17 protein-coding genes are annotated in these 19,935 nt (G+C 59.1%); 7 read left to right on the top strand and 10 right to left on the bottom strand.

Features of this window, described 5'->3' with window-relative positions; all coding sequences use genetic code 11:
- Nucleotides 1-77 precede the first annotated feature (77 nt).
- Complete coding sequence (locus HFP51_RS00760; RefSeq protein WP_176873865.1) at nt 78-1,283, bottom strand: hypothetical protein; 1,206 nt, start codon at nt 1,281-1,283, stop codon at nt 78-80.
- A 151-nt stretch (nt 1,284-1,434) separates the two neighbouring features.
- Between HFP51_RS00760 and queF the strand changes: the two genes are divergently transcribed.
- The gene (gene queF, locus HFP51_RS00755) at nt 1,435-1,881 is read left to right on the top strand and encodes a preQ(1) synthase (protein WP_176873864.1); all 447 of its coding nucleotides are present in this window, start codon (nt 1,435-1,437) and stop codon (nt 1,879-1,881) included.
- 2 nt (nt 1,882-1,883) lie between these two features.
- Nucleotides 1,884-2,972, top strand: a complete 1,089-nt coding sequence (locus HFP51_RS00750) for a glutathione S-transferase family protein (protein ID WP_176873863.1) — start codon at nt 1,884-1,886, stop codon at nt 2,970-2,972.
- 2 nt (nt 2,973-2,974) lie between these two features.
- On the opposite strand, the gene HFP51_RS00745 is transcribed toward HFP51_RS00750, so the two are convergent.
- Nucleotides 2,975-4,486 (bottom strand): ComEC/Rec2 family competence protein, encoded by a 1,512-nt coding sequence (locus HFP51_RS00745; protein WP_176873862.1) that lies wholly within the window; start codon nt 4,484-4,486, stop codon nt 2,975-2,977.
- A gap of 213 nt (nt 4,487-4,699) precedes the next feature.
- On the opposite strand from HFP51_RS00745, the gene HFP51_RS00740 reads away from it, so the two are divergent.
- Complete coding sequence (locus HFP51_RS00740) at nt 4,700-5,104, top strand: thioesterase family protein (RefSeq protein WP_176873861.1); 405 nt, start codon at nt 4,700-4,702, stop codon at nt 5,102-5,104.
- A 9-nt stretch (nt 5,105-5,113) separates the two neighbouring features.
- On the opposite strand, the gene HFP51_RS00735 is transcribed toward HFP51_RS00740, so the two are convergent.
- The 4 genes from HFP51_RS00735 to hflK form a co-directional block, all read right to left on the bottom strand.
- Nucleotides 5,114-6,706 carry a helicase HerA-like domain-containing protein gene (locus tag HFP51_RS00735; protein WP_176873860.1) on the bottom strand — a complete coding sequence of 531 codons (1,593 nt, stop codon included), beginning with the start codon at nt 6,704-6,706 and terminating at the stop codon, nt 5,114-5,116.
- Between the two features lie 109 nt (nt 6,707-6,815).
- Nucleotides 6,816-8,375 (bottom strand): Do family serine endopeptidase, encoded by a 1,560-nt coding sequence (locus tag HFP51_RS00730; RefSeq protein ID WP_176876467.1) that lies wholly within the window; start codon nt 8,373-8,375, stop codon nt 6,816-6,818.
- A gap of 117 nt (nt 8,376-8,492) precedes the next feature.
- A complete protein-coding gene (gene hflC, locus HFP51_RS00725) occupies nt 8,493-9,365 on the bottom strand; it encodes a protease modulator HflC (protein WP_176873859.1) in 873 nt (290 codons plus the stop codon).
- Nucleotides 9,362-10,498 (bottom strand): protease modulator HflK, encoded by a 1,137-nt coding sequence (gene hflK / locus HFP51_RS00720; RefSeq protein ID WP_176873858.1) that lies wholly within the window; start codon nt 10,496-10,498, stop codon nt 9,362-9,364. The genes hflC and hflK overlap by 4 nt, the downstream gene beginning before the upstream one ends.
- Before the next feature lie 301 nt (nt 10,499-10,799).
- On the opposite strand from hflK, the gene HFP51_RS00715 reads away from it, so the two are divergent.
- Nucleotides 10,800-11,564 carry an Mrp/NBP35 family ATP-binding protein gene (locus tag HFP51_RS00715; protein WP_255455000.1) on the top strand — a complete coding sequence of 255 codons (765 nt, stop codon included), beginning with the start codon at nt 10,800-10,802 and terminating at the stop codon, nt 11,562-11,564.
- Here HFP51_RS00715 and HFP51_RS00710 read toward each other — a convergent pair.
- From HFP51_RS00710 to ubiA, 4 genes are all read right to left on the bottom strand, one after another.
- On the bottom strand, nt 11,561-12,256 hold the full coding sequence (locus tag HFP51_RS00710) for a Stf0 family sulfotransferase (RefSeq protein ID WP_176873856.1): 696 nt from the start codon (nt 12,254-12,256) through the stop codon (nt 11,561-11,563). The two genes, HFP51_RS00715 and HFP51_RS00710, sit on opposite strands and share 4 nt — an antisense overlap.
- 259 nt (nt 12,257-12,515) lie before the next feature.
- Nucleotides 12,516-13,292 (bottom strand): 3'(2'),5'-bisphosphate nucleotidase CysQ, encoded by a 777-nt coding sequence (locus tag HFP51_RS00705; protein ID WP_176873855.1) that lies wholly within the window; start codon nt 13,290-13,292, stop codon nt 12,516-12,518.
- Nucleotides 13,285-14,631 carry a TldD/PmbA family protein gene (locus tag HFP51_RS00700; RefSeq protein ID WP_176873854.1) on the bottom strand — a complete coding sequence of 449 codons (1,347 nt, stop codon included), beginning with the start codon at nt 14,629-14,631 and terminating at the stop codon, nt 13,285-13,287. Before HFP51_RS00700 ends, HFP51_RS00705 begins: the two co-directional genes overlap by 8 nt.
- A gap of 44 nt (nt 14,632-14,675) precedes the next feature.
- Nucleotides 14,676-15,587, bottom strand: a complete 912-nt coding sequence (gene ubiA / locus HFP51_RS00695; protein ID WP_176873853.1) for a 4-hydroxybenzoate octaprenyltransferase — start codon at nt 15,585-15,587, stop codon at nt 14,676-14,678.
- A gap of 67 nt (nt 15,588-15,654) precedes the next feature.
- On the opposite strand from ubiA, the gene HFP51_RS00690 reads away from it, so the two are divergent.
- From HFP51_RS00690 to HFP51_RS00680, 3 genes are all read left to right on the top strand, one after another.
- On the top strand, nt 15,655-16,407 hold the full coding sequence (locus HFP51_RS00690) for a 16S rRNA (uracil(1498)-N(3))-methyltransferase (protein ID WP_176873852.1): 753 nt from the start codon (nt 15,655-15,657) through the stop codon (nt 16,405-16,407).
- Between the two features lie 84 nt (nt 16,408-16,491).
- Entirely contained in the window at nt 16,492-18,453 is a 1,962-nt protein-coding gene (locus HFP51_RS00685) for a choice-of-anchor X domain-containing protein (protein ID WP_176873851.1), read from the top strand.
- Nucleotides 18,454-18,551: 98 nt separating this feature from the next.
- On the top strand, nt 18,552-19,925 hold the full coding sequence (locus HFP51_RS00680; RefSeq protein ID WP_176873850.1) for a glutamate--cysteine ligase: 1,374 nt from the start codon (nt 18,552-18,554) through the stop codon (nt 19,923-19,925).
- Nucleotides 19,926-19,935: the final 10 nt, after the last annotated feature.

Below are 19,935 nucleotides of genomic sequence, written 5' to 3'. Positions count from 1 at the left end.
AGAGATTCTCGCCGGGTTCGTGCGCTATTGCGGATAACATCCGTCGTTACACACACAGGAAATGGCGCGCAGCTGGCTTATAGCCGCGTAACGCTGACCATCCTGCATCCAATCTTTTCGAACTGGCCGAAACCGCGTTCCAACCAAAAGGGCTGCATTTTCGGCTGAGGAGGCTGATGTTCGCGGCCAACAAGCATTTCAGCATGCATTTCGTGAAGCTCTCCGTCTCCGTCACGATATTTGGGCAGCATATCGACTACCGGCACAATCATCGGCTTGCCGTCGGATTGGACGGGCCGATAGGCTTCGGGATCAAGCCGGATCACGCCCGTTTGCACATGGCGCTCGCCCGGCTTTAGCCGCTCCAGGGCCACACAAGGCGGTTCCGGACTAATCTGCAGTTGGCCCGGCTGGCCATCGGTACAGCGTATACCAAGCCGGACAACAATCTCGGTCAGATCCTCGTCACTCACATTCTGGACATCAAGCCGATAGCTGACAGTCAGGCCAACGGTGGAGAGGCGTGCCTTGGTCGGTTGAAAATCTACGATGATGCGCGACGGACGGTCTTCGACATCAGGTTCAGCTGGTGGCGCGGCGCGCGGTGGGGTCGGTAGCGGTTTGGGCGCAGGAATCGCGGGTGGCGCAGGTGGCGCTTCGGGTTCGGGGACTGGCGCTGGCTTGGGCTGCGGCACCGGAGCCGGAGCGAGCTTGGGGGTCTCTACGGTACGATTGCGCGCGGCCATGCGAACAACCGCGATGGCTGCGCCGATTGCGAGCAGGAGCCCGATCCAGACCCACCAGGGCAAGCCATCAGCGCCGGTTGGCTCGCTTGTTGGGATATCTGCACCCGCGCCGGGGTCGGGCACCGCAATGGTCGGCGCGGCTATCGGCGGCGGAACAGTGTCGAGAATAGCCGCTTCCGGCGTCTCGTTTTCAGCCGGCGCCGAATCGCGGCGCGCTTCGGATGCCGATGCTACGGATGCGGCCGTTTGATCAGCAACGGTTTCGGAAGTCGATGGCGCAGCGGTTGTGTCGGTCTCAGCTGTTTGGGGCTGGGGTTGAGGCTGTGCCTGGACCGGCGGCGGCTGCTGTTCCTCATCCTCGATCAGGCGCGGCGCTGGAAGGCCCGGGGCGCGCGGGCCCTGCACATCAGGCTGCGGTTCTTCGCGGACCGGCCCCGGTTGCAGATCGAATACGGGCGGACGTTGCTGCTGCGCTGGCGGATACTCTGCCTCTTGGGCGTGCGCAGGCGTTGCGATCGCCGCAATGGCAACCAGCATGCTGATCCCGAATGTCCTTGCCTCTCGCACCGGTATCGACCCTATCCTGTTCCGGCGTTGAATTTCACCAGCCCAACGCTGTGAGAGCTGAATAACCTGTGAACCGCAAGCCGGGAATGACATCAACCATCGAATCGACTAGACGAGCGACATGGACGCCAAGCATCTCGGAAAGACATCCGCGCTCCCCGCTTCGCCTGAAGAAGCCGAGCTCGACTATGTCCCCAATCCGCGGCCCGGCGAGCTGTATCTCGTGCGGTTCGCGGCCCCCGAATTCACCACCCTGTGCCCGGTTACCGGCCAGCCCGATTTCGCGCATCTGGTGATCGATTATGCGCCGGGCGAGACGATTGTTGAGAGCAAGTCTCTCAAACTGTTTCTCGGAAGCTTTCGTAACCAGCCGGGATTCCACGAAGGGTGCACTGTCGGGATCGGCAGACGGCTGACCGAAGAGATGCAACCGCAATGGCTGCGCATTGGCGGTTACTGGTACCCGCGCGGCGGAATCCCGATCGACGTCTTCTGGCAATCCGGCACGCCGCCCGAGGGCCTGTGGCTGCCTGATCAAGGCGTTCCATCCTATCGCGGCAGAGGCTGAGCATGACCGACATTTTGTACGGCGCGCCGGCGTCCTTATTCTCCGGCAAGGCCCGCGCCTATCTCGACTGGAAGCAGATCGACTATGAGGAACACCGTCCGACGCCCGAGGTGATGCGGGAGGTGATGATGGCCGTTGTCGGCTATCCCGTGATCCCGGTCATGCAGAAAGCCGACGGCACGATCCTCCAGGATACGACGGTGATCATCGATCACTATGAGGCCCAAGCCGGCGGCCCATCGATCTATCCCGACACGCCCAAACAGAGACTGGCAGCCTTGCTGTTCGAACTGTTCGGCGATGAATGGCTGGTCATTCCGGCCATGCACTATCGTTGGAACTTCAACGAGGAATGGATCTACGGCGAGTTCGGCCGAGGCGCGATACCCGATGGTACGGCCGATGAACAATATGCGCTGGGCAAGGAAATGGGCCAGCGTTTCAAGGGCTTTGTGCCGATGCTCGGTATCAACGAACAAACGATTCCCGCGATCGAGAAAAGCTATGAGGCTCTGCTCGCCGATCTCGACGCGCATTTCGCCGCGCACGACTATCTGTTCGGCACGCGGCCATCGATTGGCGATTACGGACTGATCGGTCCGCTCTATGCCCATCTCTACCGCGATCCGGAATCCGGCAAGCTGATGAAGCGGCTCGCACCCCATGTGGCAAATTGGGTCGAGCGGATGATCGATCCGCCAAACCCGTTGGGCGGTGAATTCCTGCCTGATGACGCAATCCCGGAAACTCTGATCCCGGTCCTGCGCCGGTTATTGGGAGAACATATCCCCCATCTTCAGGTGGTTGCGAAACTCTATGCAGACTGGGTCAACGACAATCCTGGCGCAGATGTCCCCCGTGCCGTCGGTATGGCGCCCTATGAAATTGAAGGCGTGGAGGGCGCGCGCATGGCCTCCACCTTCTCGCTCTGGATGCTGCAACGTCCGCTCGACTTTTACCGATCACTGAGCCGCGATGCTAAAGAGCAAGCCGATGCGCTGCTCACTGATATTGGCGGAAAGCCATTCGCGGCGTTCGAATTGCCCAAGCGGTTAAACTTCGAAAATCACCGTCTGCACCAAGCGAACTAGGCTCAGACGACGCTCAATCGACCGCGCGAATCGAATTTATACTCAAACCAGAACCACCGCTTCTTCAGCGAAGGTTGCTCGATCTTGAACGCAGTGATCAGCCGGTCCCCGTCCGATTTGAGATAAATCGCCCCATACACATCGACATTTACCTTGGCCAAACTTCGGATATCTTCGCGCAGCTTCGCCTGTTGGTTCGCGGTCAGGCCGTTGCCGGTTTTGGCAATGGTCCGGTTCACCCGTTCGATCAATTTGGCGTCTTCGCGTTCCCGGCTTGATCGCTGCAACTCGGTCGACAGCAAAACCGGCGCCTTGCCGCGCCCAAATCTCCCCAGCCGACCCAGCAAATCGGGCCGCGGATGCACATGCCCTTCCTCATCGCCAGACGAGATTATGAAGCAAGCCGGATTTACGGTTTCCAGAAATGCGTCAGTCACATCGGACGCGCCATGATGGCAGACTTTCATGATATCGGAGCGCCAGCGCGCGCCGGCATCCTCAATCATGTCCTCATAATCCTGTGTGCCAGTATCCGGAAAATCGTCGATGCCCGCATAATGCATCAGCAGATATTTTTCGGCATGCGAGTTTAGGTCGCCGCCGAATAGCACCGAGAAATCCTTATATTGCAGCTGGAGAATGACCGAATGGCCATTCTTCGTCTTGCCATAGCTGCTGCCCAGCACCCGTAATCGGGTGTCCCCATTGGCATCAAATTCGCAAACCGGGGCAAGGATCTCAATCTGATAGGGATGGGCGTCAGCTGGGGCAAAGCCGGGCACATAGCGACGTCCATTGTCTGCGACGCCATGGCTGGTCGACAACATCTCGAAGTCCAGGCCCGGCATGGCCAGCGCAGATCGCATCAGCGGTGGAAACTCATATGTGTCGATAGGCGCGCCGGGCGGATAGAGCGCGTCGACGCTCGCCCGGTCCGATCGAATATCGGTGACATAGCTGCGGCGTGCCGCATCATCTCGCACCTTCCCGCCGATCTTTTCGAAACTGCCAGACACTGCACGCTCGATCAGGCCGTTATGGTAGAGTTTTTTGAAGCGGAAACCGGAATCGTCAAAGATCGGTTTGAACCCACCATAATGATCCTCGTCCGGATGGGTGAGGACCGCTGCGTCGAAATGCAGACTGCGATATCCTCCGAACCGCTTGCGCAGGAACCGATGCATATTGTCGCCAATCCCGGCGTCGATCACCATTACGCGTTCGTCCTGATCCGTTTCCGGCGTAATCAGGATCGCGCCATCGCCCTGCCCGACATCAAGGAAAATAATCTCAAGTGGGCGGTCGTCGCTGAGATGATCTTCCGGGATGAACAGCTCCCGCCGATTGGTTGGGCTGTTCGGTGACCAGATAACTTTCTGCCAGCCCTGGCTCGGCGGCCCGTCAATCGTTAGCCAATCGCCCCAAAGCACTTCGCGAACTTTCGCACCGTTAACGGCGTCATAGAGATGGGTGTGCTTCCCATCATCGCGCAATCCAACAAATTTGTGCGGCATGGCCTTCTCCATAGATCCAGCCGGACGGTGCGAACCGCCGGCCAATAGATGCGTCCCGAAGATGGCTTATTCGTCTCTATTAGCATGAAATTCGCTGAGTTGCAGCATCTGCACGGCAGATGCCCGTTTCAGGTCATCGTCGCTTTACTGACATTATTGTAAGCTATAAGAGGATTAAAGGCGTAACCGAGTAGCGAATCTGTGACCAACACGATGATCCCCCGTCATGACCATGCGATCGCCGTTGAAAGCGGCGACATCGATTTCATGGGCCATGTGAACAATGCGAATTATCTGAACTGGGTGCAGGAAGCGGTTCTTGCCCATTGGCAGAAAATCGCTCCGCCCCAGGCGGTTGCGGCGCATCTCTGGGTCGCGCTCAAGCACGAGATTACCTATCGCAAACCCGCATTTCTGGACGACACAGTGATTGCGTCTGTCGTGGTCGAGAAAGTCCAGGGCGCGAGCGCATTCTACGATACCGTGATCAAACGCGGCGAAGAAGTGTTGGCCGAAGTGAAATCACGCTGGTGCTGCATTGACGCAGAAACGCTGCGTCCGGCACGTATTGCCGAGGAAATTGCAGCGCTTTTCCTGCCGGAAAAATCCGACACGTAACGGCTCCGCCTAGCGCAACAGCCCACCCAAAATCCCGCGAATGAAACCGGATGCACCCGGCACCCCGAGCTTGTCCGCAATTTCTCGGCTCAGGACACCGCCGGCGGCCGATGCCGCGGTCCGCGTTGGATTGGCACGGCTCGATTGTCCGGTGATTGTGCGCCCCAATTTACGCCCTGCTGAAGACATGCCCGACCGGAAGGCCGCGTCGCGCATCCGCTCGACCAGCCCCTTGGACTTGCGGGGTCGCTGACGTTGCGATTCTTCGCCCTCTTCCGCCACTTCAGCAGCGGTTTCGGTCGCGTCCTGGGCCTTTTGTTCGAGCATCTCTGCAGCGGATTCCCGATCGATCCGCTCCGCATAAACATCGCCAATCGGCGAAGCTGCAATGATCGCTGCCCGTTCGCCGGTTGATAACGGCCCCATGCGCGAACAGGGTGGCCGTATCAATGTGCGCTGTACGGGAGATGGCGCGCCGTCTTCCATCAATGTTGAAACCAGCGCCTCACCAACTTTGAGCTCTGTTATGGCGGTCTCGACATCGAGGTCGGGATTAATCCGAAACGTGTCAGCCGCCGCCTTGATCGCGCGTTTGTCGCGCGGTGTGAATGCGCGCAGCGCATGCTGGATGCGATTGCCGAGCTGCCCGCCCACTTCCTCAGGGATATCGATCGGGTTCTGGGTGATGAAATAGACGCCGACGCCTTTTGAACGAATCAGGCGAACCACTTGTTCGATCTTGTCCTGCAACGCCTTGGGCGCATCGTCGAACAGCAAATGCGCCTCATCGAAGAAGAAGACGAGCTTGGGCTTATCGGGATCGCCGACTTCCGGGAGTGATTCGAACAATTCGCTCATCAGCCAGAGCAGGAAGGTGGCGTAGAGCTTGGGGCTCTGCATCAGCCGTTCAGACATCAGGATGCTCACGAAACCGCGGCCCTGATCGTCAGTGCGGAAGAAATCGTCGATATCGAGCGCCGGTTCGCCAAAAAATTCGGCTGCGCCCTGGTTGTCGAGCTGGAGCAATTTGCGTTGAATCGCGCCGACACTTTGCCGAGAGACATTGCCATAGCGTGCTGAGAGGTCTTTCGCGTTTTCCGATGTCGCGACCATCATTGCTTGCAAATCTTCCAGATCGAGCAGCAACATCCCCTCGTCATCCGCATAGCGGAACGCAATCTCGAGAACGCCTTGCTGGGCATCAGTGAGATCCATGAGGCGGCCGAGGAGAAGCGGCCCCATCTCGCTGATCGTCGTGCGGATCGGATGCCCCTTTTTGCCATACAGGTCCCAAAAAATAGTCGGGCTATCCGCATAGCTATAGTCTTCGAGACCGATCTCCTCGGCTCGTTCGATCAGCTTGTCATGATGCTTGAAGCTCTCGGTGCCGGGCATGGCTACGCCGGAAAGATCGCCTTTTACATCGGCGACAAACACCGGAACGCCAACGCGCGAAAAGCTCTCGGCGAGATTTTGGACGGTGACCGTCTTGCCGGTGCCGGTCGCACCCGCGATCAGCCCGTGTCGGTTCGCCAGGGCGAGATTGAGAAACTGGTGTTCTCCGCCGCCCTTGCCAAGAAAAATGCCTGCTGTTTCGTCCATTGATAGGTCCCCTCAAGTCGCGGCGACGATAGTCACCGGACCGAGCGATGCAAGCATGGAGTCTGAGAGAAAACCGCTCCGCCGCCGCCAGGCAACGGAGCTGAAATTCCTATTCGATAAAGTCTACACCGACATAGAGCGGCGTCGAATTACCACGTTGGCGCAGCAACAGCACCGAGCCGCGACCGGCACGTTGCGCTGACTGGATCACCCGAACCGCATCCGATGGTTCGAGTGTGGCGGTCCGATTGATCGACAAGACTATATCACCCCGGCGAATGCCCTGTTGGGCTGCATCGCTCGATGGATCGACCTGATTAACGACAAGACCGCGGACACGGCTCGACACGCCAACCTGGCGCGCAATTTGCGGGGTCAGCGTCTGGAAGCCAATGCCGATCGCTTCCATTGTGGCTTCGGATTCGTCGCTACCAGGGTCTTCCTTGGTCGGCTCTTCAAGGACTTCTTCTTCCTCCTGGCCTTCCTGTGCTCGGCGGATCAGCTCTTCATCGGTTGGACGTTCACCCATTGTCGCGGTGACGTTCATCCGTTCGCCATCCCGGATCAGCTCGATCGGAACGCGCGAGCCAACCGGGAGATTGGCCACAATATAGGATAATGTCTCGTCCGGCGTGACTTCGCGATTATTGACCTTCACGATCACATCGCCCTGACGGATACCCGCGCGCTCGGCGGCTTCGCCGGGCTCGACACGGGCAACTATCTCACCGCGATTTGCAGGCAGTCCGAGCGATTCAGCAATCGCATCGTTCATCGGCTGGATGCTGACACCCAGATAACCGCGTTGCACGCGCTCACCGCGCTGCAATGTTTCAACGATCGAGCGGGCTTCGGATGCCGGGATGGCAAAACCGATCCCGACATTGCCGCCGGTCGGCGAGAAAATCGCGCTGTTGATACCCACTACATTGCCTTGCAGATCGAACATCGGCCCACCAGAATTACCCTGGTTGATCGAGGCATCGGTCTGAATATAGCGGTCATAGGCGCCGCCCTGGCCGATCGTCCGCTGCATGGCCGAGACGATACCGGCGGTCACTGTGCCGCCCAAGCCAAAGGGATTGCCGATCGCCAGCACCCAATCGCCAACTCGCAGGTCATCGGAATCGCCAAACTCAACAAAGGGCAGATTGTCCCCATCGATCTTAAGCACTGCGAGATCGGATGAGGGATCGCGACCGACGATACGGGCTTCATATTCCGTACGGTCCGACAGGATCACGGTGATCGTATCCACCGCCTCGGTTCCGGGGCGGCCATTGCGGCCACGCGCAGAAATCACATGATTGTTAGTGACGACATAACCGTCAGCTGAAATGATAAAACCGGATCCGAGCGAACTTGCTTCGCGGGTGATCGGCTCATCATTCTGACCACGCTGACCGCCAAATTGACGGAAGAAATCGTCGAATGGGCTGCCAGCAAACGGATTGCGGCGCTGCACTTCGATTGTTTGCGTGGTGGAAATGTTGACGACGGCCGGGGCCAATCGTTCCGCCAGATCGGCAAAACTGCCCGGCGCGCTGGCCTGCGGCATGCTGGTCGGGGCATTTTGAGCGACCTGGGCACCGACCGGCTGTTGCAGCACGAGCGTCGCCGCAGTGCCTCCAGCCAGCAAAATTCCTGTAATCGCATAAGCGTAACGCACGGCCATGATTCTCCAATCTCTTCGCTGTATCCGTTTTACGACACCTGTCTGTTAGCTGCGGAATAGCGCCTTAACACATATTGAACATAGGGGGCTTGAATGCCGTTCGTCGAAACGTCACCGCTGTCCACGGAATTGACGCAGATATTCGTTGTCCGGCGACATGACGATCGCAGCTTCCCCATCATCCGGGCTGGAGGGCCGATCGATGCCGAATGTGGCTCGATAGGACTCCATTGCGCGATAGAAATCATAGAAATCGGGATCCGCGCCAAAGGCCTCGGCATAGGTCCGTGCGGCCTCTGCATCGGCCTCTGCACGGATGATCTGGGCTTGTTTTGCACCCTGGGCCTCGATCGTCAGCGCTTCCTGCTCACGGGCTGACCGCATCCGGCGATAGGCCGATTCCAGCGGCTGGCCTTCGGGAAGGTCAGCACGCTTGATCCGCACATCGACGATTTCCGCGCCATATTGGCGGGCCGCCAGGTTCAAGCTCTCACGGATATTTTCCATCACCTGGCCGCGTTCCGGGCTCAGCAGCGCGGCAAATGGCCGCCGGCCCAGCTCGTTCCTCAACGATGAGGCAAGGATCGGGCGCAGCGCTTCGCTGACCCGGTCTTCGGTCCGCGCCGAAATATACATCTGTAGCGGATCGACGATGCGATAGCGGGCAAAGGCATCAACCTGCAGCCGCAGCTGATCGGTCGAGAGCACCTGCTGGCGCTCCATCTCGACATTCTGGATCCGGCGATCAATCCAGACGACCTGCTCGGCAAAGGGAATATGCGCCATCAGCCCGGCACTGCCCGAGCCGAACGGCACGCCCGGCTCATAGCGGTTCACGATCCGCACCGGCTCACCAAGATAGACGACAACCGCCTGGCGGGTTTCCGGAACGATCGAGAAGGAACTGAGCGCCGTGACGATGATGATCACACCGAGAACGGCATAGGCGATCGGATTACGCGCGATACGACCTGCAACACTCATTGGCCGGCTCCCGCTTCTGGCGCAGGCGTTGCCTGTTGGCGAACCCGGCGCTGCACTTCAGGGAGAGGCAGATAGGGGGTGACCCCCTCGGCCTCGACAATGGTGATATCGACTTCGGCCAAGACCCGCTCCATCGTCTCATAATACATGCGGCGGCGCGTAACCTCCGGCGCCAACCGATATTCTTCATAGACCCGCGTAAAGGCCGCCGATTCACCCTGAGCCCGGGCCGTCAACTGCTGCGCATAAGCGCGCGCATTGTTGAGATAGGTCTGGGCCGTCTGCTGCGCGGCGGACACCCGGCGGAAGCTTTCTTCCACCGCGGCCGGCGGATCGGCTTCTTCAATGGCGACACCCTGGACGAGTACGCCCGCGCCATAGCCATCCAGCAAATCCTGCATCAAAATCTGGACGCGTTGTTCGATCTCACCACGACCAGCACCAATCGCATCATCCAAGGTGACGCGCGCAATAACCGCGCGCATGGCGCTCTCGGCAACTTCGCGAATCGTTTCTTCGGGATTGACGATCTGGAACAGGAAGTTTTGCGGCTCCTTGATGTTCCAGCGAATTTGATAGGCCAGGTCGACAAGATTCTGATCGCCGGTCAGCACGCGGTTTTCGGTATCTGCCCCGCTGCCGCCGATATCGATCGTACGGATATTATCGACATCGATTATCTGCACCCGATCAATCGGCGCCGGGAAGGAGAAGTTCGGACCTGGCTGATAAGTGCCGACATAATTGCCAAAGCGGGTCAGCACGCCACGTTCTTGTGGCCCGACAAGATGGAAGGAAGTGAAGAAAATCCACAGGAAAACCAACAGGATAATCGCCCAGAACCAGATCGGTCGGCCGCCTAATGTCGGCAGGTCAGGCCCGCGTCCACCGCTGCCGCCGCCCCATTGGGACTTGCCGCGCTTCAGCAGATCATCGAGCGCAGTCGGCCCGCCCTGACCGCCCGAAGGACGTTTGCGAGGCGGTTGGGACCACGGGTTCTGGGGGCCATCGTCGCCGCCACCACCCGAGCCATTTCCGCCCGATCCGCCGCTTCCGCGACCACCCCAAGGGCCACGGCCCTCACTATTCAATAAGGAGCCAATCCTGGCACCAAGACCTGTAAAAACGCTCATACTGCTCTTTATAGGAACCCTTTCCGGGAAAAACAGTGTCATTTGGCGATGGGATTACTATTTGGTCGATATGACCGACCCAATTGACCAACTTGCCGCCGCCCTTAACGCCATCGCTGATCCGGTTTCCGGAAAAGGCCTGATCGATGCCGAGCGGGCGCCCGCCCCACGATTTGCCGACGGTATCGCCAGCGTGATCCTCGACGTGACGGACATCAATCCCGACAAGCGCGCGTTGATCGAAGCTGATATCAATCGCGAACTCGGCGCCATTGACGGCGTTGATAGCGTGCGCGTCGCCATGACAAGCTCGCGCACCACCCGCCGAATCATCGCCATCGGTTCCGGCAAGGGCGGCGTCGGCAAATCGACGCTTTCGGCCAACCTTGCCATCTCGCTCGCTCGGAGAGGCATGCGGGTCGGCTTGATCGATGCCGATATCTATGGCCCCTCCCAGCCGCGATTGCTGGGCGCCGAAGGCCGCAAACCGACCGCCAATGAACATAAGAAACTCGTTCCGGTAGAAACCGAATATGGCATCAACATGCTCAGCATGGGCCAGCTCGTTAAGCCTGGCCAAGCGATCGCATGGCGCGGGCCGATGGCCGGCAATGCGCTTGGCCAATTGATCGATGCAGATTGGGGCGACACCGAAACGCTGATCATCGACTTGCCGCCGGGTACCGGCGATGTGCAGCTCACCATGGTGCAGAAATATAAGCCAGCCGGGGCGATCATCGTATCGACCCCGCAGGATCTCGCGTTGATCGATGCGAAGCGGGCCATCCACCTGTTCAATGAGGCAGAGGTTCCGATTATCGGGCTGGTTGAAAATATGGCCGGTTATGAATGCCCGGAATGCGGCGCGATATCCGATCCGTTCGGATCAGGGGGCGCCGAAGCAGCGGCTGAGGAGTTAGGCTATGACTTCCTAGGCCGTATCCCCCTCGAACTCGATATCCGCCTCGCCTCCGACGAAGGCGTGCCGTCCGTCGCCAGCAATGGCGGCGGCGCCGACGCGTTTAACGCCGTTGCCGGGAAACTTGCTGACTGGATAGCGGGCTAGGCCTCACGCCTAAACCGTTCGATCCAGGCGGCGTTCACCGCATCGGCAATTTTCTGAACGCTCGTCTTTTGGGACGGAACAGATGTTGGCGTGATGTTGAGATAGCGAAAGATCTGCGATTGAAACGCAGCGGGATCATTGACGATATCTTCGTAATAGACTGTCAGCGGGTCTGCTTGGACCGCCTCCAGAAATGCCTCGAGTTGCGCATAAACAGACGCAATTATTCGCAAGTTACTGGCGATTTTGTCAGCGTCATAGTCATCAGCAGTGGCGATCATTCTCGGTGTTTGATTGCTCGAGAATTGCCCGGTCAATTGCGCCTTCGTCAACGAAACAGCGTGCGCAACGCGATCACGCCTCTTCAGCATAATGAAACGCGCGCGCGGCAGAATCTGGTCAAGAAAACCGAGCAAAGCACACGATGTCAGGCCATATAAAGTGCACTCAGTGCCGAACAATTGCCTGGCTTCTCGATCCAACAGGTACTGAACAGCCTCGGCATCATTCTGGAATCCATATTCGGTCCGCAGACGCTCGAGACGAGGTGGATTGAACCATTCGGCTACACGGCCAAAGGCCGGATGCCGGGCCACCAACTGGCCGGAATATGTGCTGCCAGCGCGGGCTGCAAACAGGATAATGGGTACGGTCTTAGAGGCAATTCGATATTCAGGAAGCTGATCCGGCAACACCAATTTCTCACGAACCGCACCGATCGCCCTATTGCCGGAACCAGCCTGTAATATTTCAATTGCTCGAAGGCTTGAAGTTCCGTCGCATCGTCTTTCGACCTCACCTTGTCCTTGGGTTGGCGACACGTTCCATCTCCGCACACCCCAAGTGCGGTCAGCATATCAGAAGCGTCAATATTTACAATTATTTCAATATTTTAACGGGCTGGGATGAAGAAGAAACATCTCGGCTGCAGTCATCGACAGCCAGCGTGATCTAACGCACCGACAATTTCTTCGCCTGTTCGCTAAGCAGATCGATGGCGGCGCGGTGGATGCCGGGGGTGGTGACCAAGACGCCAAAGGCTTCGGCGGCATGGGTGTTGAATTCGAGCGGTTCGCCGAATGCGTTTGAGACGATCGCACCGGCCTCGCTTGCGATCAGCGCGGCCGCGCCGACATCCCATTCATGACCCCAACGCAATGTTGCAACCAGATCGGCATCGCCGGCGGCCACCATCGCTATCCGCAAGGCAATGGAGTTGGGCTGTTCGACCGAGACCAGGTTTGAATCCTTGGGCAGGTTGGTGAACGGAATCCGCGCACCGTGAAGGCGCGTACATTCGCTCACCGATAGTGTTTCGCCATTGCGCGTTGCACCCTCGCCGGCCGTCGCCATCCATCGTTCGCCCCGGGAGGGCGCTTCGAGTACGCCGACAATCGGCTGGCCATCCTCGATCAGCGCAACCGAAACGCACCATCCGGCGCGGCCGCGAATGAAATCCCGTGTGCCGTCAATTGGATCGACGAGCCAGATGCGTGATTTGCCAAGCCGAGCCTTGCTGTCAGTAGTTTCCTCGGAGAGATAACCGGCATCGGGATCGAGCGCGCTCAGCTGCTCGCGCAGAAAATCATCAACCAGCAAATCGACATCGGACACCGGATGATCGGGTTCCTTGTCCCATACCTCGATCTCTCCCCGCCAGCGTTCAGACGCCAGTCGCGCCGCTTCGGCTGCGATCGCTGCAATGGCGCCGGGCGATATGTCAGGCACCGGCGACCGTCATTCCCTCAATCCGCACGGTCGGCGCATTTACGCCGCGTATGAATTCAAGGTCATCGGCCGGAACGAGTTCGCGGAACATATCCTTCAGATTGCCGGCAATGGTAATCTCGGCAACCGGGGCGCCAATAGCGCCATTCTCGATCAGATAGCCCGACGCGCCGCGGCTATAATCGCCAGTCACCGGATTGACGCCCATACCGATCAGTTCCGTCACGAGCACACCCTGGCGGATATCGGCGATCAAATCATCGCGGCTTATCGTGCCAGCATCGAGATGGAGATTGGTGGTGCCGGCGCTCGGCGGACCACCGATGCCGCGCTTGGCATGGCCAGTGGGTTCAAGGCCGAGCTGGCGCGCAGATGCGCTGTCCATGAGCCAGCCGGTCAGCACGCCATTATCGATGATCGCACGTTCAGCGACCGGAAGCCCCTCGCCGTCAAACGGCCGCGACCGCAGACCACGCCTCCGCAGCGGATCATCGCGCACCATGATGCCATCGGCAAAAATCTGGTCTTCGAGGCTATCGCGCAGGAAGCTCGTACCCCGAGTGATGGCTGACCCGGTGATTGCACCGATCAAATGACCCAAAAGGCCACCCGACACACGCGGATCGAACACCACCGGCATGGCTCCGCTTTCCAGTTTTGCCGGATTGAGCCGGGCAACTGTGCGTTCGCCAGCCCGTTGGCCGATACTTGCCGGGCTATCGAGATCGGCGAAATGACGCGCCGTGCGATAAGCATAATCGCGCTGCATGCCACTACCCTCACCGGCAATCACGCTCGCCGAGCAGCCAAAGCTTGACGCCCGATAGCCGCCGCAAAAGCCGTGACTGGTCGCGAGAGCCATAATCGATCGCCCGGTAGACGTACCGCCACCTTCACTGTTCGTGACGCCGTCGACAGCCCGAGCTGCATCTTCGGCTTCCAGTGCTTGGGCGCGCAACGTCTCTGGCTCTGCCTCATAGTCATCATGGATATCGAGATCGGGCAAGGTGCCGCGAAACAGCCGATCTTCGGGCGCGAGCCCCGCATAGGCATCTTCCGGTGCTTCCCGGGCCATCGCGGCTGCGCGCTCGACCAATACTGCCATTGCGTCTGCAGAGAGGTCCGATGAAGAGACGCTGGCCGATCGCTGGCCGACAAAGAATCGCAGGCCGATATCCTCGCCTTCGGATCGCTGGACATCTTCCAGCTCGCCCAGGCGCACCTGGACCTCGGTCGAGAGACCGCCAGAATAAATCACATCAGCGGCATCGGCACCGGCCTGCTTAGCGGATTGGACGAGATCGGATGCGCGGTCCTGCGCTTCGGTAACGGTTAGCATGCAGCGGATTTAGGGAGCGGATCGAAGATTGTCACCCTTGGCGATCAGGCTGTCGCTCCGATTACCAGACATGCAAGCGCCATCAGCAATCCCGCCTCGCGGTTCGATCGGAATTTGGCGAGCGCATCTTCACCCTCCTCGACCTTCAACGTTGCGCATTGCCAGCCCAGGTGCAGCGCGATCGGTAGCAGGGCGGCGAGCGCCAGCCATTGTGGACGAACTGTCCACAGAGCCATTGCCCAGCAGAGGAGTGCCGCGAGATAGAAAAGCGCAATACCGGTGCGGGCATGGCGGCCGAAACGGCGCGCGGTACTCTTCACACCGGCCAGCGCATCATCCTCGATATCCTGCAGCGCATAGATGGTGTCATAGCCGATCACCCAACACACCGATCCTGCGTAGAGCCAGCCAAGCGCCGGAGCATAGTCTCCGGTGATTGCCACCCAGCCGACCAATGCACCCCAGCTAAACACTAAACCCAGCCAAGCCTGCGGCCACCAGGTGATGCGTTTCATGAACGGATACGCGGCCACGAGCGCTATGCTGGCAATGGCGACCAGCTGCGCTTCCCAGCGCAGCTGCAATAGGACCAGCAAACCAACAAGGCACAGGGATATCAGCCAGATCCATGCCGCGCGGAGCGATACACGCCCACTCGCCAATGGCCGGGACCGGGTGCGCTCGACCTTCTGATCGAGATCACGGTCGACAATGTCGTTATAGACGCAGCCGGCAGCGCGCATCGCAATCGCACCCAGCAGGAACCAGAGCAGCAGGTCCCATCGGTCCCGCGCGCCGCCGGCCAATGCCACGCTCCAGGCGCACGGCCAGAAGAGCAGCCACCAGCCGATCGGTCGATCGAACCGTCCCAACAGCCCATAAGGGCGCGCTGCAGGTGGCAGCATTGCGATCAGCCAATGCCGCTCTGTGTCAGGAACTGTCGAATCCGCGTCCATGTCCACAGGCCCTATCCGTTTCTGCAAGGTTTGGACAAGCTTGGGCCGACCGGTTTATGGAACAGCCATGCCTGCAACACCCGCCTGGCCACCCGGCAGCTTGCCTCGCCTGTTTGTCGATACGACGCTCGAAGATGATGGCGAGATCGTCATCGATGCCGCGCAAGCCAATTATCTGGTGCGCGTGCTCCGACTGAAAGCTGGCGCGCAGATCAAGCTGTTCGATAATCGCACGGGCGAATGGCTGGCAGAGCTGGCGCATATCGGAAAGCGCGATGCTATCGTGCGGGTCGAAGGCCATTTGCGCCCACGCGAAATCGTGCCCGACCTGTGGCTGTGCTTTGCGCCGATCAAAAAGGGCCGGATCGACTGGCTGGTCGAAAAGGCATGTGAGTTGGGCGTAGCGCGCCTCGTGCCGGTGAAGACGCAGCGTACGATCGTCGACAAGGTGAAAGCGACGCGCCTGCAATCGCACATTATCGAGGCCGCAGAGCAATGCGAACGGACGTCGTTGCCAGATCTTGCTGAGATCACATCGCTGGATACGCTCCTGTCGAACTGGCCCGAAGAACGGCGCCTATATTACGCGGCAGAACGGGGTGGTGATTCAGTTATCGAAGCGATGTCAGACTCAAACGGCCCTGCCGCCATTTTGATCGGTCCCGAAGGCGGTTTCACGGATGCAGAAGACGAGAAAATACGGGCCAAAGAGGCTTCCGTACCGATCTCGCTCGGTCCGCGGATTTTGCGTGCGGACACTGCGGCAATTACGGCCATCGGCATCTGGATGGCGCATCGGGGTGGCTGGATAAGAAAATAGTACATTCAACCTGTTGAATTTACTATATTAATTATTTGGAAACTCTATACCTCATCTTAAATTTTACCCTGTATCACGCTCGCTATGATTGGGGGACGTAAATTTGCACTGGGATTGATGGCGATTTTCGCCATGATTCTTGCGCCGCATTTCGTGGCGCAGGCCGATCTGCGCCTGCCCAATCCGCCGGGCTGGTATGACCCGGATGGCGTCGCGACCGGCGAAGACTGGCACTATCGCGTACCGCTCTCAATTCCGGCCAGCTCCAGCATCAACAGCACGATCCAGGTCGATGTGGATTTCGATGCCCTGCTCGCCCAAATGGGTGTGTCCGGGACGTTCGATGCCAACTCGGTTCGCGTGGTCCGCCCCAATGGATCGCTCGTTACCGTCCAGGAATTTACCGACACGGTGTTTGGTGGCGCGACCGATGCAACCGGCAATGGCCAAGGCGATGTCCGTTTCTTGCTCGAAGATGCGGGCGCATCGACCCATTATATCTATTTCGACATCACCCAGAACGGCACAAAATCCGCCAATCCGCAGACCCCAATCAACGGCAACTTCGAGCGCGGCACCACAGGCGCCCAATCTCCTACCCAATGGACAGGCGCAGTTACCAATGCCGCTTTCGACGCCCAGGTTCGCCCATCGGAAAATGTAACGGTAACCACCAATGGCGGTGGCGGAGCGACACAGAATACGGACGGCACGCCGAATAGCGGCGCCTTCTCCTATCTCATTGGTTCGCGAACGAACAACGAAGCCCAAAATGGCATCGGCGGGACGGTCACTCGGACCATCACGGTACCGACCACCAATCCGGGTAACCTGACCTTCCGCTATCGCGTCGAAGGCTGGGATAGCAGCGATGACGGGGCCAGCCGATGGGACTGGCTCGAAGTCGATGTGATCGGTGCCACGACGACCCAAGCGGTCGGCCCGACTGCGGGCAATTATGTCACCTTCCCGTTCAGTCCGAACAAGGGTACCCAATCCGCCAATACAAACCGCTCTGGCTACGGCCAGTATAATGGCTGGGACACGGACACGAACGGCGTCCACCGATCGGGAATGACACTCACGCCCGGCAGCGAGCCCTGGTTCATTCGCACCGTTTCTCTCGCGCCCTATGCAGGCCAAACAGTCACGCTGCGGTTCCGAACTGACCATCAGACGCAATACCGTACCTGGTTTCATATCGACGATGTCGAATGGAGTGTCGTCACCGCGACGCTTGGCACCCCGGAAGCCTTTGGTGTCGCCGTACTGACCCCGGGCAATGGCGCTGATTTTGCCCCTGGCGATACGCTGACGATCATCGCCCAGGTCGATGCGAATCCAACCGCTGCAACGCTGCCCGTGACCGCCAATATCTACGACGAAAGCGGTACCCTGATGGCGTCCGGAATCGAGTTGTTCGATGATGGAACCCACGGCGATGCAACGGCCAATGACGGGATTTGGACAAACGATAACAGCGAGGCGGGCGAGCCGACCTATACGATCCCGCCCGGCACCTCGAGCAACAACAATTGGACGATCCGCATCTTCGCTCGGGATGCTGGAACCAGCACGATCGGTGCCCAGAACGGGCTCGCGCTGAGGCCCGGCCAGCCCACTGCCGAGATTGAAGCGAATTTCTGGAATATCGATGACAGCAATTTCGACATTGTCGGGGCCGAGATCGTCGTGACAAAAATCAGCACCCTGCTGAATGACCCGATCAACGGCGCCGTTGATCCGTATCGGATTCCAGGCGCGGAAATCCGCTACTGCATCACCATCACCAATAATGGCCCGGCCGATGCCAGCAATGTCGTGGCGACCGATGTATTGCCGGCCACGCTCTCCTATGTGACGAGTTCGATGCTCTCCGGATCAAGCTGCGGTACTGCCGCCACGGCCGAAGATGATGATGCTGCGGGAGCCGATGAAAGCGATCCGATTGGGGCCTCCTTTAGCGGTGGTACGATCACCGCCAATGCTGCGTCCCTCACCAATGGGACCAGCATCGCGCTGGTATTCCGCGCCACCGTCAACTGATCGGCGCGCAGCGTCCAACAGCGGCCCCACACTTTTCTACTACCCCGCCAATGCTTCCTATACTGGCATAGAGCCCGCAAGGCCGCTAAGGCCAAGGCATGAGTACGAAGACGGTTTCGAAAAGCGACGCGCCGATCATAGAAGATCGCCAGCAGCTGCTGGAAGTTTTCTCCAAGGGCGAGAAGCCGCAAGACAAATGGCTGATCGGCACCGAGCACGAGAAGTTTGTCTATTGCCGCACCGACCTGCACGCCCCCTCCTATGATGAACCCGGCGGTATCCGCGATCTCCTGAATGCGTTGACTGAATTCGGCTGGGAGCCGATCGAGGAGAATGGCAAGGTTATTGCCATGCAAGGCGCCGATGGCACGGTGAGCCTGGAACCGGCCGGCCAGCTCGAACTTTCCGGCGCTGCGCTCGACAATCTGCATGAAACCTGCGCCGAAACCGGCCGCCATCTGCAGCAGGTTAAGGCAATTGGCGAAAAGACCGGCAAGGGGTTTTTGGGTCTCGGCATGTGGCCGGACAAGCGCCGTGACGAGCTGCCGATCATGCCGAAGGGCCGCTACAAGATCATGCTCGATTACATGCCCAAAAAGGGCAATCTCGGGCTCGATATGATGCTGCGGACCTGCACCATCCAGACCAATCTCGATTATTCCAGCGAAGCCGATATGGCGCGCAAATTTCGCGTCGGCCTGGCCCTTCAGCCGCTCGCCACCGCGCTGTTCGCCAACTCGCCCTTTACCGAAGGCAAGCCCAACGGTTTCCTCTCTTTCCGCAGCCATATCTGGTCCGATACCGATCCCGACCGCACCGGCATGCTGCCCTTCGTCTTTGAAGATGGCTTCGGCTATGAACGCTATGCCGATTATGCACTCGATGTGCCGATGTACTTCGCCTATCGCGGCGGCGAATATCTCGACGCTTCAGGCCTGAGCTTCCGGGACTTCCTTAATGGCGAGCTTCCAATCCTCCCCGGCGAAAAGCCGACGATCGATGATTGGAACGACCACCTCTCAACGATCTTTCCCGAAGTGCGCCTTAAAAGTTTTCTCGAGATGCGCGGTGCCGACGGCGGACCGTGGAACCGGATCTGCGCTATGCCCGCGCTCTGGGTCGGATTGCTCTATGATCAGACCGCGCTCGATGCCGCCTGGGACATCGTCAAATCCTGGTCGATCGAAGAGCGAGAAGATTTGCGCAACAGCGTGCCCAAGCTTGGCCTGAAGGCGCCACTACCAAGCGGTCGCACCTTGGGTGATATCGCCGGAGAAGTTCTCGACATCGCGACTGCGGGTTTGAGCGCTCGTGCTCGGCTCAACGGCAGCGGCGATAATGAAAGCGGCTTTCTCGACCCGCTGCGCGAAATCGTTGCGACCGGGAAAACCCCGGCCGAAAGCCTCCTCGAACGCTATCATGGCGCATGGAATGGCGATGTCAGCCGGGTGTATGAAGAAGAGAGTTTTTAGGCGCATCAAA

The sequence above is a fragment of the Parasphingopyxis sp. CP4 genome, assembly GCF_013378055.1.
GTDB lineage: Bacteria > Pseudomonadota > Alphaproteobacteria > Sphingomonadales > Sphingomonadaceae > Parasphingopyxis.
This window is presented reverse-complemented; position numbering and strand designations above follow the sequence as displayed.

Coding starts and splice junctions, on each gene's coding strand:
- HFP51_RS00760 (WP_176873865.1), bottom strand. CDS start 1,283: ATGCTGGTTGCCATTGCGGCGATCGCAACGCCTGCGCACGCCCAAGAG.
- queF (WP_176873864.1), top strand. CDS start 1,435: ATGGACGCCAAGCATCTCGGAAAGACATCCGCGCTCCCCGCTTCGCCT.
- HFP51_RS00750 (WP_176873863.1), top strand. CDS start 1,884: ATGACCGACATTTTGTACGGCGCGCCGGCGTCCTTATTCTCCGGCAAG.
- HFP51_RS00745 (WP_176873862.1), bottom strand. CDS start 4,486: ATGCCGCACAAATTTGTTGGATTGCGCGATGATGGGAAGCACACCCAT.
- HFP51_RS00740 (WP_176873861.1), top strand. CDS start 4,700: ATGATCCCCCGTCATGACCATGCGATCGCCGTTGAAAGCGGCGACATC.
- HFP51_RS00735 (WP_176873860.1), bottom strand. CDS start 6,706: ATGGACGAAACAGCAGGCATTTTTCTTGGCAAGGGCGGCGGAGAACAC.
- hflC (WP_176873859.1), bottom strand. CDS start 9,365: ATGAGTGTTGCAGGTCGTATCGCGCGTAATCCGATCGCCTATGCCGTT.
- hflK (WP_176873858.1), bottom strand. CDS start 10,498: ATGAGCGTTTTTACAGGTCTTGGTGCCAGGATTGGCTCCTTATTGAAT.
- HFP51_RS00715 (WP_255455000.1), top strand. CDS start 10,800: ATGACAAGCTCGCGCACCACCCGCCGAATCATCGCCATCGGTTCCGGC.
- HFP51_RS00700 (WP_176873854.1), bottom strand. CDS start 14,631: ATGCTAACCGTTACCGAAGCGCAGGACCGCGCATCCGATCTCGTCCAA.
- ubiA (WP_176873853.1), bottom strand. CDS start 15,587: ATGGACGCGGATTCGACAGTTCCTGACACAGAGCGGCATTGGCTGATC.
- HFP51_RS00690 (WP_176873852.1), top strand. CDS start 15,655: ATGCCTGCAACACCCGCCTGGCCACCCGGCAGCTTGCCTCGCCTGTTT.
- HFP51_RS00685 (WP_176873851.1), top strand. CDS start 16,492: ATGATTGGGGGACGTAAATTTGCACTGGGATTGATGGCGATTTTCGCC.
- HFP51_RS00680 (WP_176873850.1), top strand. CDS start 18,552: ATGAGTACGAAGACGGTTTCGAAAAGCGACGCGCCGATCATAGAAGAT.